The 14,172-nt window shown below is 43.7% G+C and carries 14 protein-coding genes; 6 read left to right on the forward strand and 8 right to left on the reverse strand.

The window, feature by feature from the left end:
* Nucleotides 1–14 precede the first annotated feature (14 nt).
* From IW644_RS02285 to miaB, 6 genes are all read right to left on the reverse strand, one after another.
* Nucleotides 15–806, reverse strand: coding sequence for a hypothetical protein (locus IW644_RS02285; RefSeq protein WP_269916241.1), 792 nt, complete (start codon nt 804–806; stop codon nt 15–17).
* Between the two features lie 168 nt (nt 807–974).
* Nucleotides 975–2,480 (reverse strand): apolipoprotein N-acyltransferase, encoded by a 1,506-nt coding sequence (lnt, locus tag IW644_RS02290; RefSeq protein WP_269916242.1) that lies wholly within the window; start codon nt 2,478–2,480, stop codon nt 975–977.
* A 103-nt stretch (nt 2,481–2,583) separates the two neighbouring features.
* Entirely contained in the window at nt 2,584–3,441 is an 858-nt protein-coding gene (gene corC, locus IW644_RS02295) for a CNNM family magnesium/cobalt transport protein CorC (RefSeq protein ID WP_269916243.1), read from the reverse strand.
* A gap of 116 nt (nt 3,442–3,557) precedes the next feature.
* Complete coding sequence (ybeY, locus tag IW644_RS02300; RefSeq protein ID WP_269916244.1) at nt 3,558–4,034, reverse strand: rRNA maturation RNase YbeY; 477 nt, start codon at nt 4,032–4,034, stop codon at nt 3,558–3,560.
* Complete coding sequence (locus IW644_RS02305) at nt 4,031–5,170, reverse strand: PhoH family protein (RefSeq protein WP_269916245.1); 1,140 nt, start codon at nt 5,168–5,170, stop codon at nt 4,031–4,033. The genes ybeY and IW644_RS02305 overlap by 4 nt, the downstream gene beginning before the upstream one ends.
* 30 nt (nt 5,171–5,200) lie before the next feature.
* A complete protein-coding gene (miaB, locus tag IW644_RS02310) occupies nt 5,201–6,634 on the reverse strand; it encodes a tRNA (N6-isopentenyl adenosine(37)-C2)-methylthiotransferase MiaB (protein WP_269916246.1) in 1,434 nt (477 codons plus the stop codon).
* A 306-nt stretch (nt 6,635–6,940) separates the two neighbouring features.
* On the opposite strand from miaB, the gene IW644_RS02315 reads away from it, so the two are divergent.
* The 3 genes from IW644_RS02315 (at nt 6,941) to IW644_RS02325 (ending at nt 8,884) form a co-directional block, all read left to right on the forward strand.
* On the forward strand, nt 6,941–8,140 hold the full coding sequence (locus tag IW644_RS02315) for an FAD-dependent monooxygenase (RefSeq protein WP_269916247.1): 1,200 nt from the start codon (nt 6,941–6,943) through the stop codon (nt 8,138–8,140).
* Nucleotides 8,140–8,316: a hypothetical protein gene (locus tag IW644_RS02320; RefSeq protein WP_162889809.1), complete on the forward strand. Its 177-nt coding sequence runs from the start codon at nt 8,140–8,142 to the stop codon at nt 8,314–8,316. Before IW644_RS02315 ends, IW644_RS02320 begins: the two co-directional genes overlap by 1 nt.
* 85 nt (nt 8,317–8,401) lie before the next feature.
* Nucleotides 8,402–8,884: a hypothetical protein gene (locus IW644_RS02325; protein ID WP_269916248.1), complete on the forward strand. Its 483-nt coding sequence runs from the start codon at nt 8,402–8,404 to the stop codon at nt 8,882–8,884.
* Between the two features lie 88 nt (nt 8,885–8,972).
* Here IW644_RS02325 and IW644_RS02330 read toward each other — a convergent pair whose 3' ends face one another.
* Nucleotides 8,973–9,563: a TetR/AcrR family transcriptional regulator gene (locus IW644_RS02330; RefSeq protein ID WP_269916249.1), complete on the reverse strand. Its 591-nt coding sequence runs from the start codon at nt 9,561–9,563 to the stop codon at nt 8,973–8,975.
* Between the two features lie 152 nt (nt 9,564–9,715).
* Here IW644_RS02330 and IW644_RS02335 point away from each other — a divergent pair, with 152 nt between their 5' ends.
* Nucleotides 9,716–10,267 (forward strand): carboxymuconolactone decarboxylase family protein, encoded by a 552-nt coding sequence (locus IW644_RS02335; protein WP_269916250.1) that lies wholly within the window; start codon nt 9,716–9,718, stop codon nt 10,265–10,267.
* 159 nt (nt 10,268–10,426) lie between these two features.
* Here the strand turns inward: IW644_RS02335 and IW644_RS02340 are convergent, their stop codons facing one another.
* Complete coding sequence (locus IW644_RS02340; RefSeq protein ID WP_269916251.1) at nt 10,427–10,636, reverse strand: hypothetical protein; 210 nt, start codon at nt 10,634–10,636, stop codon at nt 10,427–10,429.
* A gap of 177 nt (nt 10,637–10,813) precedes the next feature.
* On the opposite strand from IW644_RS02340, the gene IW644_RS02345 reads away from it, so the two are divergent.
* Both IW644_RS02345 and IW644_RS02350 read left to right on the forward strand, forming a co-directional pair.
* Nucleotides 10,814–10,984, forward strand: a complete 171-nt coding sequence (locus IW644_RS02345) for a hypothetical protein (RefSeq protein ID WP_269916252.1) — start codon at nt 10,814–10,816, stop codon at nt 10,982–10,984.
* Nucleotides 10,985–11,564: 580 nt separating this feature from the next.
* Entirely contained in the window at nt 11,565–14,126 is a 2,562-nt protein-coding gene (locus IW644_RS02350) for a TonB-dependent receptor plug domain-containing protein (RefSeq protein WP_269916253.1), read from the forward strand.
* Nucleotides 14,127–14,172 lie beyond the last annotated feature (46 nt).

A 14,172-nucleotide genomic window follows, 5' to 3' on the forward strand; every position in this document is an offset into this window, starting at 1 on the left:
CTTTTGGTTGTATTTCACTCACCCATCAGCTCGTCATTATTAAGGGGGATACTGTTATTATTTGTATCTTTGGCACTTATGATTACAAAAACATCGTTGATAAAATCTAAATCAATCTTGACCCTTCCGTTTTGATCTCCACTTTTCAGTGCTTCTAAAGATGTGTAGAAAATTGCGTTTAAGTCCAGGTCTAAATCTTTACCTTGTGGTAATTCAACGGCTTGTAGAGATGAGTCCAAAATCGCTAAAACATCTCTTTTCGCTCCACCAATAAACCAGTCATATACATCGTTTCGTTGGTAGCTAGCTGACAAGAATTCGTAGGGAGAACCTTTAACTAAAATGACGCCCTTAGAGACATAGCCAGATTCGCTGTCGTCAGTATTAAGAGAGTAGTGGGGGTGAGTCGAAGATATTTTTTGTGTTTTACTATCTAAAGATGAGTCGTATAGCTGGTTAGAAAAGTTAGCGATATAGGCCCCGAGTGCATCTCTGAAGCGAAAGTAAAGGTCAATGTCGCGTTGTTCATTAATTGAAAAATTGACAGAGGTGGTGTTCGTAATAGGTTCTCCATCGCCATCAATTTCTAAACTCGTGTGAAATTTATGTGCGGTCGCATTCCTGAAGTTTATGACGGCTATATTGCTCGAACCGGCACTTTTCTGGCTCTGTGCTGCTGTTCGTTTCATATCGTCATAGGTGCATCCATTACATGGGGTAAGTTTAATAGTAGCCCTGGCTTCATAGCTGACGAATGTTGTCGCTAGAACTACAATTACTGAAAACAATATAGCCTTAAGATTCATAGCTTCTCCTTCAATTCCTTTGATAGGCGAATTCTTTGAGGTTAAAACGACTCATTAGTAAAGTTAATACCGCAAATTCAGCCCTATTTGTATTTTAACTTATACAAGTTAGACGGGGCCTACATTGGCATAGCATAAACATTGTTTCAACCCGCTTATGTCGAGCAATCAGCGCTGCCTTCGTTTAACTAAGACCGCGCAAACAAACAGCAAAATAACTATAAACGAAACACCTAACTCTTGCAGGTGGTAATACGGAGTAAACCCGCGAGTTGCAACAACTGGCGCTGAAATATTACCGGCCATGAATTGAGGTAGGCGAGTTGTTACTTCGCCTTTGTGGTCTATAAAGGCCGTAATGCCATTATTTGTTGCCCTAACCACAGGGCGCCCCAACTCAAGCGCGCGCATTTGCGCAATCTGCAAATGCTGAGCAGGGCCGTGAGAATGTCCAAACCACGCATCGTTACTTACTGTAATGATCATGTCGGTATCTTCATATACGTTTGCCTTAACTTGATGAGGGAACGCAATTTCAAAACAGATAGCGGGTGCTAGGTGGATGCCATTCGCTTCAAGATTAGCCTGCTGGTAATCACCGCGAGAGAATGACGACATCGGCAAGTCGAATAGAGGGGCGAGGGGGCGAAGCCAGTCTTCAAAAGGCACAAACTCACCTACCGGTAATAGGTGGTGCTTTGAAAAGCGATTGTTGTGGAAATATTGGTAATCAGGGTACGTAGCATCTGGCGTGCGTTTACCGAGCACAATGAGGTTATTCCATGCCTCGTCAGTTTCCCAGTTATAGTTAACAATACCAGTAATAAGCGCGGTGTTTTCTTTAAAAGCTCTTTCGTTAACTTTGGCAAGATAAGGTTGGGCTAATGGCTCAAGCTTAGGAACGGCCGCTTCAGGCCAAATAATCAGGTCGTTATTCCACAAGCTCTCGGTTAATTTCCAATACGTGTCCATAGTAGGGCCATCTTGCTCTGGCACCCATCGCAAGCTTTGCGCAATATTGCCCTGCGCCATGCCAACAGAATAGGTTTTGTTTGGAGTTACCCAAGTATGCTGTTTAAGCAGATAGCCACTGGTAAACAAGCATAGTGCAACCAGCACTGCGTTGGCGAAAGTTCGCTTATTGTGAATCAGTGCAAATAGGGTAGCGCTAATAACGATAAGCGCGCTTATACCCGTTTCCCCAATAATAGGCGCAAAACCAGACAGTGGACTTTCTAGCTGGCTGTAGCCTAAAGATAACCACGGAAAGCCACTTAGCATCCAGCTTCGCAACCACTCGGCCACAACCCAGAAAAAAGGCAGTGCCATGGGCCACAATTGGGGAGAAAAATACTTGGCAGTGAATTTGGTGGCAAGCGCTGGGTATATCGCCAAATATCCACAAAGTAATGCCATTAAGGCAATGGAGCCGATAAGAGGTAGCCCACCAAAGTCGGCAATACTTACGTGTACCCAGCTTATACCAGCGCCAAACCAGCCTGCACCAAATAACCACCCAGCTATAAACGGTCGATGTTTCAGCTTGATAACTTGACGTATAGCAAGTGCGAGTGCAGGTATAGTTAAAAGCCACATATTAAATGGGGCAAAAGCTAGCGTTAAACTTGCGCCGCTTAACACAAGAAGAAAATGGGGGATAAACCGTTTCAGCATAGAAGTCATCTGATGGTGGGTGATAGGTTTTGTTTTACACGGGGTAAGCGCTTAAAAATTCGCGCTACCCTGTGCTGAAATAAACGTTATTGTGACGACGTCTCTATTCCAATGAAGGCACTGAAACCTTAAGTTGAATAAGTCGGCGCTTATCAGAGTTAGTCACTTTAAACTGAACATCGCCGATGGTGATTTCGTCATTGGTTTCAGGCATATGACCAAACGCTTTAAGCACAATACCACCAATGGTATCGGCTTCTTCTTCGCTAAATTTGGTTTCAAAAAACTCGTTAAAATCATCCACTGGGGTTAACGCTTTAACCGAGTATGTCGATTTATTTAATGGGCGAATATCATCGGTACCGTCTTCTTCGGTATCGTACTCATCTTCAATTTCACCCACGATAATCTCTAGAATATCTTCGATAGTCACCAAGCCAGACACGCCGCCATATTCGTCTACAACAATAGCCATGTGATAGCGCTGCTGACGGAACTCTTTAAGTAGAACGTCTACTCGTTTGCTTTCTGGAACGATAACCGCTGGGCGAAGAATATCGCGAAGGTTAAATTCTTTTTCTGCATTGAAGGCAAAGGAAAGCAGGTCTTTTGCAAGCAAAATACCTTCGATATGGTCTTTATCTTCACTTATAACAGGAAAACGTGAGTGGGCAGATTCAAGCATCACCGGTAGAAATTCTTCTACCTTTTGCTCTACATCTATGGTGGTCATTTGAGCGCGAGGGATCATGATATCCCTCACTCGCATTTCATTTACCCCAATTACCCCTTCAATCATTTCGCGGGTTTGTGGGTCTATGATGTCGTTTTGTTCAGCATCAGTAATAACCGATACTAACTCTTCTTTACTTTTCGGCTCGCCAGAAATCGAATTTTTTAGTTTATCTAACCAACTCTTGCCTGATGAGCCGTTGGTAGAGTGAGGATTATCGTCGCTCATAATGTCCGTTTAATTGTTAGGTCAACGCCAACGTTAAAATGGTTCGTGCTGGTCGTCAATGTTTTATTGTTATTAAGTGTTAATTTACTTATATAACAAATGGTTATGGTTATTTGTTAATCGTTGACTTCATAAGGGTTATCTATACCAAGGCTAGCTAGAATATCAATTTCTTTGCTTTCCATTTCCTCGGCATCTGCATCGTCAATATGGTCATAACCCATTAAATGCAATAGACCGTGAACCGTCATGTGCGTGTAGTGATCGCTCACTCTCTTTTGCTGCTCTTCAGCTTCACGACTAATAACAGGGGCACAAATAACTAAGTCGCCTAATAAGTTGATTTCAATGCCGGGCGGCGCTTCGAAGGGAAACGATAGCACGTTTGTCGGTTTATCTTTGCCTCGGTATTCACGATTGAGGCTTTGGCTTTCTGCTTCGTCGGTAAAGCGAATGGTGACTTCTTGCTCGTTCAAACCTTCATACTTGAGAACAGCATTAGCCCAAAGCTCAAGTTCTGAAGGTGACGGAATGGCTGATAAAATAGTCTCGTCACCTTCAAATGCTTGTTGTACATCAATAATGGCTGTCACGATGCACTGTCGTCTTTCGTTCGAGCATCGTTTGATTGCTCATGATTGTTGCCGTCAGTTAGCTCAGGGCTATTATTGCTAGTTGGCTCAAGGCTGGGCGCCGACTGTTCACGCTGAACACGCAACGCTTCTTCTTTTCGCGCTTTGCGAATACGCTCTTGTTCAGCGTCGTGCACTTCGTAAGCTCTTACAATACGCGCAACCACAGGGTGGCGAACCACGTCTTCCGCATTAAAGAAGTTGAAGGAAATGTCATCCACTTCGCTTAATACTTCGATGGCGTGGCGTAGGCCTGATTTTGCACCTCGAGGTAAATCTACTTGCGTAATGTCACCGGTGATGACGGCTTTTGAATTAAAACCAATACGGGTTAAGAACATTTTCATTTGCTCTACCGTGGTATTCTGGCTTTCATCCAAAATGATGAAGGCGTCGTTTAGCGTGCGACCACGCATGTAGGCTAATGGCGCAACTTCAATTACGTTGCGCTCCATTAGCTTTTCTACTTTTTCGAAGCCCAGCATTTCAAATAGGGCATCGTAAAGCGGTCGCAAGTAAGGGTCTACTTTTTGCGAAAGATCGCCTGGCAAGAAACCGAGTTTTTCACCAGCTTCTACCGCTGGGCGGGTAAGCAATATTCGGCGAATTTCTTGGCGCTCAAGCGCATCGACAGCAGCGGCTACAGCAAGGTAAGTTTTACCTGTTCCGGCAGGCCCAATACCAAAAGCAATATCGTGGTTAACAATGTTTGCCACATACTGCGCTTGGTTTGGGTTACGCGGCTTTATAACACCGCGCTTAGTTTTAATATTGATCTCTTTGCCATAACCACCCGTTGCGTCTTTTTCAATAACGCGGGCTTCTTGAATGGCAAGATGAACTTGCTCTGCTTCTAGCTCAGGAATACGACCCTTGATAGGTTGTGTTTCTATATAAAGAAGCTTAAGTAATTCGCTAGCACTTTTTATTTGCTGCGGTTCACCCAACACCTTGAACGCGTTATTTCGGTAGGTAATTTCTACACCCAGCCTGCGCTCAATTTGTTTAATGTTGTCATCAAAGGGGCCACATAAACTCGACAAACGTTTGCTATCTGCCGGTTCTAAATCAAATTCGTTACTAACCAATGTACTCAAGCTACTCTTTTCCTCGCTATAAAATTGTTTTTAGGCTGGGTTAAATTGACCCACGCCAAGCTCATTAGGCAAATCTGCCTGATGCTTTGCCATGATAGATTGGGGCGAAACTGCAACACGCAAGCCCATTTCGCTTTCTCTGCGCACAACTTCACCACGAAGTGAGTTGGTAAATACGTCTGTGATGTTTACATCAACGAATTCGCCAATCATATCTGGTGTGCCTTCAAAGTTTACTACGCGGTTGTTTTCAGTACGTCCAGAAAGCTCCATTGGGTTTTTCTTAGACGGGCCTTCAACCAAAATTCGCTGCTCAGTGCCAACCATGTGACGCGCAATACGAAGGGCTTGCTGCGTAATACGCTGCTGTAGTAAGTGAAGACGTTGCTTCTTAGTTTCTTCACTTACATCATCCACTGCATCGGCAGCAGGTGTACCTGGGCGAGCACTGTAAATAAAGCTGAAGCTAAGGTCATAATCCACGGCCTGAATTAAATCCATAGTAGCTTCAAAGTCGGCATCGGTCTCACCAGGGAAGCCAATGATGAAGTCGCTCGACAAACTAATGTTAGGGCGAATTTTTTTCAGCTTACGCATTTTAGATTTGTATTCTAAAGCAGTATGACCGCGCTTCATCAGGTTCAAAATCCGGTCAGAACCGCTTTGAACAGGCAAGTGCAGGTGGTCAACTAACTCAGGGATAGACGCGTATGCTTCAATGATATCGTCAGTAAACTCAACCGGATGAGATGTGGTGTAACGAATCCTATCGATGCCGTCGATGGCGGCAACCAATTCAAGCAGCTCAGAGAAGCGACAAATTGTACCGTCGTAATTCTCACCGCGGTACGCGTTAACGTTTTGACCTAGAAGATTTACTTCACGTACGCCTTGACCTGCAAGCTGTGCAATTTCAAGCAATACGTCGTCCACTGGGCGGCTTACTTCTTCACCACGGGTGTAAGGTACTACGCAGAACGTACAATATTTTGAACAGCCTTCCATAATTGAAACGAACGCCGTTGGGCCTTCAGCACGTGGCTCAGGCAGGCGATCAAACTTTTCAATTTCAGGGAAGCTCACGTCAATCACTGACTTTGCGCCGCCTTGAAGTTCGTTGATCATTTCAGGCAAACGGTGCAGCGTTTGAGGGCCAAATACCAAGTCTACGAACGGCGCACGCTGGCGTATAGTGTCACCTTCTTGAGAAGCCACACAGCCGCCTACACCAATAATAAGTTCAGGCTTGTCTTGCTTTAACGTCTTCCAGCGACCAAGTTGATGAAAAACCTTCTCTTGCGCTTTTTCGCGAATAGAGCAGGTGTTAAGCAAGATAACGTCGGCTTCTTCAGCACTTTGTGCAGCGCTAAAGCCATGCGTTGAGTCTAGTAAGTCTGCCATTTTTTCCGAGTCGTACTCGTTCATTTGGCAGCCCCAGGTTTTGATATACAGCTTTTTAGTCATAACAACTATTCGATAACCTGTTAGTGTTCCTGTAAGTGAAAGCAGTATCACCTTGGTTCAGTTAAGGTGTCTGCCAGAATGTTATCCTGCATAGGGCGTTGAAAGCGCCCATGCAAAATGCATCGGAAATGTCAGTTACAGGAAGATGTTCAAAATAGCCGCATATTTTACCTGTTATGCAGGCATATTCCCAGTGTCTTACGACGATTCGTGAAGAATTGATCTAAGCCAAGCCTGTTGTACGTTTTACTTCACAGCGCTTTGTGTTTTAAGACATAATGCAAGTGCGTGTTTTAAGGAGAGTAAATGGTCGATTTTTGTATAAATGGCGGTGGTATGGTGGGTGCGGCACTCGCCCTAGGTCTGGCCCAACAGCAGTTTAAAGTAGCGGTAATCGAGCCTTATTTACCTGCAACATATAAAGCTGAAGATGGCCCGGACTTACGGGTCTCTGCCATAAGTGAGGCGTCGGTTACTCTATTAAAAGCATTGGGAGCGTGGGACCATATTGCTGCCATGCGCGTGAAACCCTACACAGGTTTAAGTGTATGGGACCACCCGTCTCATCGAACAGATTTTACCGCCCAAAGTATCGACATGCCTCAGTTGGGTTTCTTTGTAGAAAACCGATTGTTGCAACTAGGTTGCCACGAAGCACTAAAACAGTATGACAATGTTGAGCTTATTAGTGGGCATACAGTGCAAGACATTCAGTTAGCCAATACTGCTACCGTTAAACTATCTAGTGGCAAAACGATTGAGGCTAAGTGGCTTATTGGTGCCGATGGTGCAAACTCTCAGGTAAGAAAAGCGGCCGGTATTGGCACTACAGGTTGGCAGTATGCCCAACAGGCAATGGGTATAACAATCAAAATGGAAAAGCCTGTAGAGCCTGTGACCTGGCAGCAATTTACCTCAAGCGGCCCAAAAGCGTTTTTGCCTATGTTCGACAATTATGCCTCGCTCGTGTGGTACGACTCGCACGACGAACTAAAACGTATAAAAAGTTTAAAAGCTAGCCAACTTGAAAGTGAAATCCTTGAAACGTTTCCTGATGAACTCACTAAAAATGACAACAGCTTTTCTGTTTTAGATAAAGCGGTTTTTCCGCTTACCCGTTCTCATGCTAATCACTATGTTAAGGGCTGCTGTGTGCTAATTGGCGATGCAGCGCACACCATTAATCCATTGGCGGGGCAGGGTGTGAACTTAGGCTTTAAAGATATAGAGGCGTTTTTATCTGTTACCGCTAAGATTAATTGCAGCCACAGTACTGGTGAACTGTCGCTTACGGATAAACGATTTTTGCAAATGCTCGCCAACGACTATGAAAGGCCACGAAAGCGAGATAACTTGGTAATGATGAGCGCAATGGATGGGTTCTATACCTTGTTTAGTAACGATATTGCCCCCATTAAATGGGTAAGAAACCAGCTGCTTTCTGTGGCGCAGCGCATGGAGCCTGCTAAACAACAAGTGCTTAAATATGCGATAGGGTTACGATAATGGAAGTATTAATTTTACTGGCTGTATTGTTTGGTGCATTGGCATTGATTATACCGCTAATAGAGCGCTCTAAAATGCGCATTAGTAATGAAGACGCGGCTAAATGGGCGAAGTGGATTTGGCCTTTAATGGGAATATTGCTTGTTGCGCAATTACTGCGTTTGCTCTTCTCCTAAAAGCTTTTGCTTAGGTTTTGAAAAGTCGCAAAATCTTGCCATTTGTTTAAGCTAACTCTATTCATAATTAAAAAGGCTCAAAGGAATGACCGTACAGTTCTCGCAGGGGTTCTCTAATCAATGTCCGTTAGTTAGTTTAAAAGGCTATAGCCTCTACTATATTTGGCAAGGGCACCCATCAGAAGAAGGCGAAAAACATTCTTATCAGTTGAAGAGTAAACCTGACCCCGAAAAGGTTGAGGTAATGTCTGCTTGCTGGGATGGATACACAGGGAGTTACCAGTTGAGTGCGGAAGGAAGACTTATTCTTACTCAGTTTTATTATTTTCTTCCCGACGGGTTGGGAGAGTCTGATGCCTTACTTGAGGAGCTGCAAGGCGACTTTTACTTAGAGTTTAGAACCCACTTTGAAGGTGACCAGTTATACGTCCCTTTTACTGATGGTAAAGTAATTGATGACCAAGAACAGTGGATTGAAATAAAGCGAACCCCTCTTGATTCAAAAGCTAGCAAAAATAACTTTTTCGCATGGATAAAGAGAGTTATTCCGAGGCGTTTGTTTATTTAAGCCATATTCTATGCAACTGCTGTTAAAGCACTCATTGTGAAAATACGCTGTTTCAGCCCCTTTGAGCCCCTTTCAGCCGTAACCCACATTAATGCGTTTTTTGAGGCCATTGCCCTTTTAAATCGATCATTACTTTGTCGATCATCTGAATAGTTGCTGTGTTTTCATCTTGCATAAGAGCGAACGCACGTAAACCTACGAATTGATTTTGAAGCCACTCTGCGGCCAGTTTCGTTGGTGTATGTTCAGGCAGTTCACCGTTTTCTATACAGGCTTCTATAATATCTCTGAAACCAGCCTTAAGGGTTTGCATGCTCTCAAGTACGGCTTTTTTTGCCACATCACCAATGATATCTAGTTCTGCAATAGACTTTACTAGCAAGCACTGGCGCATATAGCGCTGTTCATCAGGGCCAGTTAGTGCCGTTTCAAAAAAGCTATAAAGCGCATTTAAAGGCGATTCGGCCTGTGCTACTTGCTTTAACCGCGCTGCGCTATTTTGCGCATATTGTTCAACAACAAGCTTGAATAAACCTTCTTTACTTTGAAAGCGAGCGTAGATACTGCCGGGGCGCATATCTAACGCTTGTTGAATATCGCGCATACCCGCAGCATGAAAGCCTCGTTGCCAAAAAAGCGTAGTGGCTTTTTCAATAATATCATCGTGATCATATTTCATAGCTGCATACCTTATGCGTGAATATTTTGAACATGTGTTCAATTATCGCTTGAACGATCGTTCAAGTAAACATATTATTGATCTCACATTAAAGAGGTAAGGGTAATCAAAAGGGTTACTTTAATTTCTAGTCACATCAATAGGAGAGTGATATGAGCGATTTTAAATTACACACAAAAGACACAGCGCCAGAGGCGGCAAAGCCACTAATCGATAATTCGGTTAGCGCATTCGGTATGCTTCCTAACCTACATGCAGTAATGGCAGAAGCGCCAACGTTGCTCGAAGGTTATCAAGTACTACACAAGCTAGCCCAAGAAACCTCGTTCAACGCAGAAGAACTAACAGTAGTTTGGCAGGCAGTAAACGTAGAACACGCATGTCATTACTGTGTACCTGCGCATACTGGTATTGCTAAAAGCATGAAAGTAAGTGATGACTTAATTGAAGAGCTACGCAACGATGAAACATTGTCTGATAGCAAATTAAATACGCTAAAAGAGACCGTACTTGCCGTAACTCGCGGACGAGGCAATGTTGATAGTGCACAGCTAGATGCGTTTTATAGTGCAGGCTACGAGCACCAGCAACTACTTGAAATTATTCTTATTTTGGCGCAAAAAGTGATGAGTAACTATACAAACCACTTAGCCGAAACACCGGTTGATGAGCCGTTCAAGCAATTTGAATGGTCACCGAAGTAAGCGTATTACGCGAACGATTGAAAACGGAAGCTTGGCTTCCGTTTTTCGTTTTTGGAGATGGGCAGAAGAGTTAGCGAAAACGCTCAATTATCTGCGCACTTAATAGTGGTTCAGACTCATACCGTAAACAGGAATGCTAAGTGCATCGAAAATAACGGTTTAGGACGCCAAGGGTAGCTGGGGGCTCAACTCTTCTACAGTTTCACTCGCGATTAACGCTTCATAACCTTTCTGCTGTAACAGTGCTTTCAGGTCATCACAGTTATTACATTTGTTTTGCTTTGCAATAGCAACCGCTTCAATGAAACAAGATAGGTGAGTTATCGAATGTGCTTGTGTCATGTCTACTTCACTTCTGATTTTTTGCATTAGTTGACGTTATTTTCATAACAGAACTATGTCCTAGCCTAAAGTCACTATTGTGACAACGTTATGACGCTTTTATGAAAAATCCTACGAAAAAGTTCAAAACCTCTTGAAATGTATATACATAGGCTATACATTTTTAATTCGGATAATGTAGTTTACTTTTAGCGCAGGTCGTAAATGTCTGAGAAAAATAACAAAAAGAAGAAAAAGAATAGTCAGATGATTATTCGTATTAACGACGAAGAGCGGGCGCAATTTATCGCGTTATGCGAAGAGATGGACACGTCAGCTGCTCGCGAAGTTAGGCATTTTATTCGAGAATTTATCGCCAAGCATGGCGATAAATAACGGCTTTACCAAATAACATTTGTGTAAGGTCAACACTACAAATAATGATAAGGAACTAAATCATGGCTAAGAAAAAAGAACTTAAAAAAGAAATAAAGGTAACTAAAGCTAAAATTGCTAAGCAAGAAGGGAAGCTCAAAAAACTTAAGAAGAAGCTTAAAAAGGCGTAAGTGCTAACCCCACCCAATATGATAGAGAGCGCTCTTAACAGAGCGCTTTTTTTGTATCCCATTTAGTTTGGCAACAATGGCTCCCAAGAGTTACAACCCCTTATTATTGGCTCGTTTAGTCTAAAAAAAGATAATTCCGTCGCTTCACCTTTAAAAATCTACTTGTCGTCGATATTACGCTTTTATTACTACTTTAGTATTGTGCGAGCGAATCTATTTGTGATTTACTCAGTTCGAAAGCACCCGGTGCTTTTCATCTCTAATAATAATAAGTCTACCCAGACAATCTGACGTTTAGCAGTACCCCAACAACAGAATGAAGTTATTGTATTTAAACCCAAATCAACGCGGTTAAGTACAAGACAGCACACTTCAATAAGTAAAATTTAAAAGAATTCAGGAACAACACAATGCAACAGGCAAAATTTAACGCTTCTGCTTTTAAGCTTTCCCTTATTGCTTCTGCAATAGCTGGAATGCCTTTTTCCACGTCGGTTCTTGCACAAGACCAAGCTTCTGTTGATGAGCAAGATGTTGAGCAAATTCAAATTGTAGGTTCACGACGAGTTGGTCGCACTGTCAATGACTCTCCTGTTCCCATCGATATCATCGACGCTTCTTCGATAGAAGCGACGGGCTTAACTGAAACCAATATGATTTTAAATCAGTTGCTGCCAAGCTTTAACTTTCCTCAACCCTCTGTTACAGATGGTACAGATCACGTGCGTCCAGCCCAGCTGCGAGGCTTAGCACCTGACCATACCTTGGTATTGGTAAATGGAAAACGCCGTCATACTTCAGCGCTGCTTAATCTTAATGGATCGGTAGGGCGAGGCTCGTCGGCAGTAGATTTAAACGCAATTCCTGCTAACGCTATCAAACGAATTGAAGTGTTGCGCGACGGAGCGGCAGCGCAATATGGTTCAGACGCTATCGCTGGCGTAATCAATATAGTATTGAAAGACGCCGCTGAAGGTGGCGAAGTATCGGCGACTTACGGTGCTAACGTAACGACTATGGACGGCGTACCTAACCTTGAAGGGGTAAGTATTGGCGCTGACGGTAATTTAGCATTTGAAGAAGGCAGTGACCGAGAGGTAACCGACGGTCAAACCTTTACCCTTCGCGGTAACATGGGCTTTGAGTGGGGTGACGATGGCTTTGTAAACGTTTCTGCAGAATATCGCGACCGCGGCCAAGCAAATCGCGCAGACTACGATCAGCGAGAAAACTATGCCCGCGATGCAGAGGGTAATATAGACCCTCGTGAGCTTACGGTTAATCGCTACAACCACGTTTATGGAAATGGCGAGGTAGAAGACTACGCACTGTTTATCAATGCGGGTAAAGCACTCACCGATAGCATTGAGTTTTACACTACAGCCGGTTATAGCACTCGTGACTCTCTTGGTAGTGGCTTTTATCGTCGGGCACAAGACTCACGTAATATCGTTGAGATTTATGAAGATGGTTTCTTACCTTCTATCCAAACCGACATTACAGATATGTCGCTTATCGCTGGCATAAAAGGTTATGGGGATGTCTGGAATTATGATTTGTCACTGACTCACGGTGGTAACGAGCTAGAATACGGTGTAGTAAACACATTAAACACGTCACTTGGCCCAACAAGCCAAACTGAGTTTGATGCCGGTACGCTAGAGTACGATACCACTATCATTAATGCAGACGCGTCACGATTGGTTGATACGGGGTTGTTCTACAGTGAAATGAACTTCGCAATGGGGGCTGAATACCGTCACGAAAGCTACGAAATAACTGCAGGCGAAGAAAACTCATACATTCAAGGTACCTTTGGCCCCGGTGGTGCGGTAACTGACCCAGTAGATGGGCCGTTTGGCGCGGCTGGCGCGCAAGTATTCCCTGGCTTCACTCCAGAGTCTGCAGGTGATAATAGCCGTCACAACTACAGCTTTTACGTTGATGTGGAAGCCGATGTTGTAGAAAACTGGAATGTAGCAGTGGCAGGGCGCTATGAGGATTATTCTGATTTTGGCAGCACCTTTAACTGGAAAATGTCGCACCGTGTAACTGTCAGTGATGCATTTGCTCTTCGTGCGTCGGTATCAACAGGCTTCAGAGCACCGTCTCTTCAGCAGCAGTATTTTACCTCTATTGCCACCGTATTTGTTGACGGCGAGCCAACTGAAACTGGCACCTTTGCGCCATCAAGTGAGGTTGCACAAGCGCTTGGTAGCCCAGGCTTAGATGCAGAAGAGTCGAATAACTACAGTGCAGGTTTTACCTACTCGCCCACAGCGGACTTCAACTTAACCGTAGACTTCTACCGCATTGATATTGATGATCGTATTGTGCTGTCTAACAACCTTTCGGGTGAAGCAATTGAAGCATTACTAGAGGGAACGGGCGCTAACCAAGCGCGATTCTTCTTAAACGCGATTGATTCACGTACCGAGGGCGTAGATATTGTTTCTACTTATACACTTAATACGGCAGACTACGGTGCATTCAACTTTAACGCAGGCGCTAACTTTAATGATAATGAAGTAACCAGTGTAATCGATGCACCTGATGTACTTCAAAATGCAGGGTTTGATCAGGATAACTTGTTTGATGATGTAGAGCTTCGTCGTTTCGAAACTGCTTCACCTGACAGCAAGCTAAACTTAGGTGTCACGTGGAATTACGACCGTTACACCACTACGCTTCGTACTACACGGTATGGTGAAGTAGAAGATCCATCATCAGTTGAAGCAAGAAATGAAATCATTCCGTCAGAATGGATTACAGATTTAGATATCCGCATTGCGCTAACGGAAGGGTTAACCGTTTCTGTAGGTGCTAATAATGTCTTTGATGTATACCCAGAGCCAACGCGAGATCTTGTTGATGAAGTAACGACTTTCTCTCGCCTGTTTTCTTACTCAGGCTTTTCGCCTTACGGCTTCACCGGCCGCTTTGTTTACGGAAAAGTTGCATATCGTTTTTAATTAAGCGCTCAGAATAAACGTAGAAATACTAGAGTAGTAATTTGAA

Origin of the sequence: Alteromonas sp. PRIM-21 (genome assembly GCF_027563165.1) — a bacterium.
Taxonomy (GTDB): domain Bacteria; phylum Pseudomonadota; class Gammaproteobacteria; order Enterobacterales; family Alteromonadaceae; genus Alteromonas; species Alteromonas macleodii_A.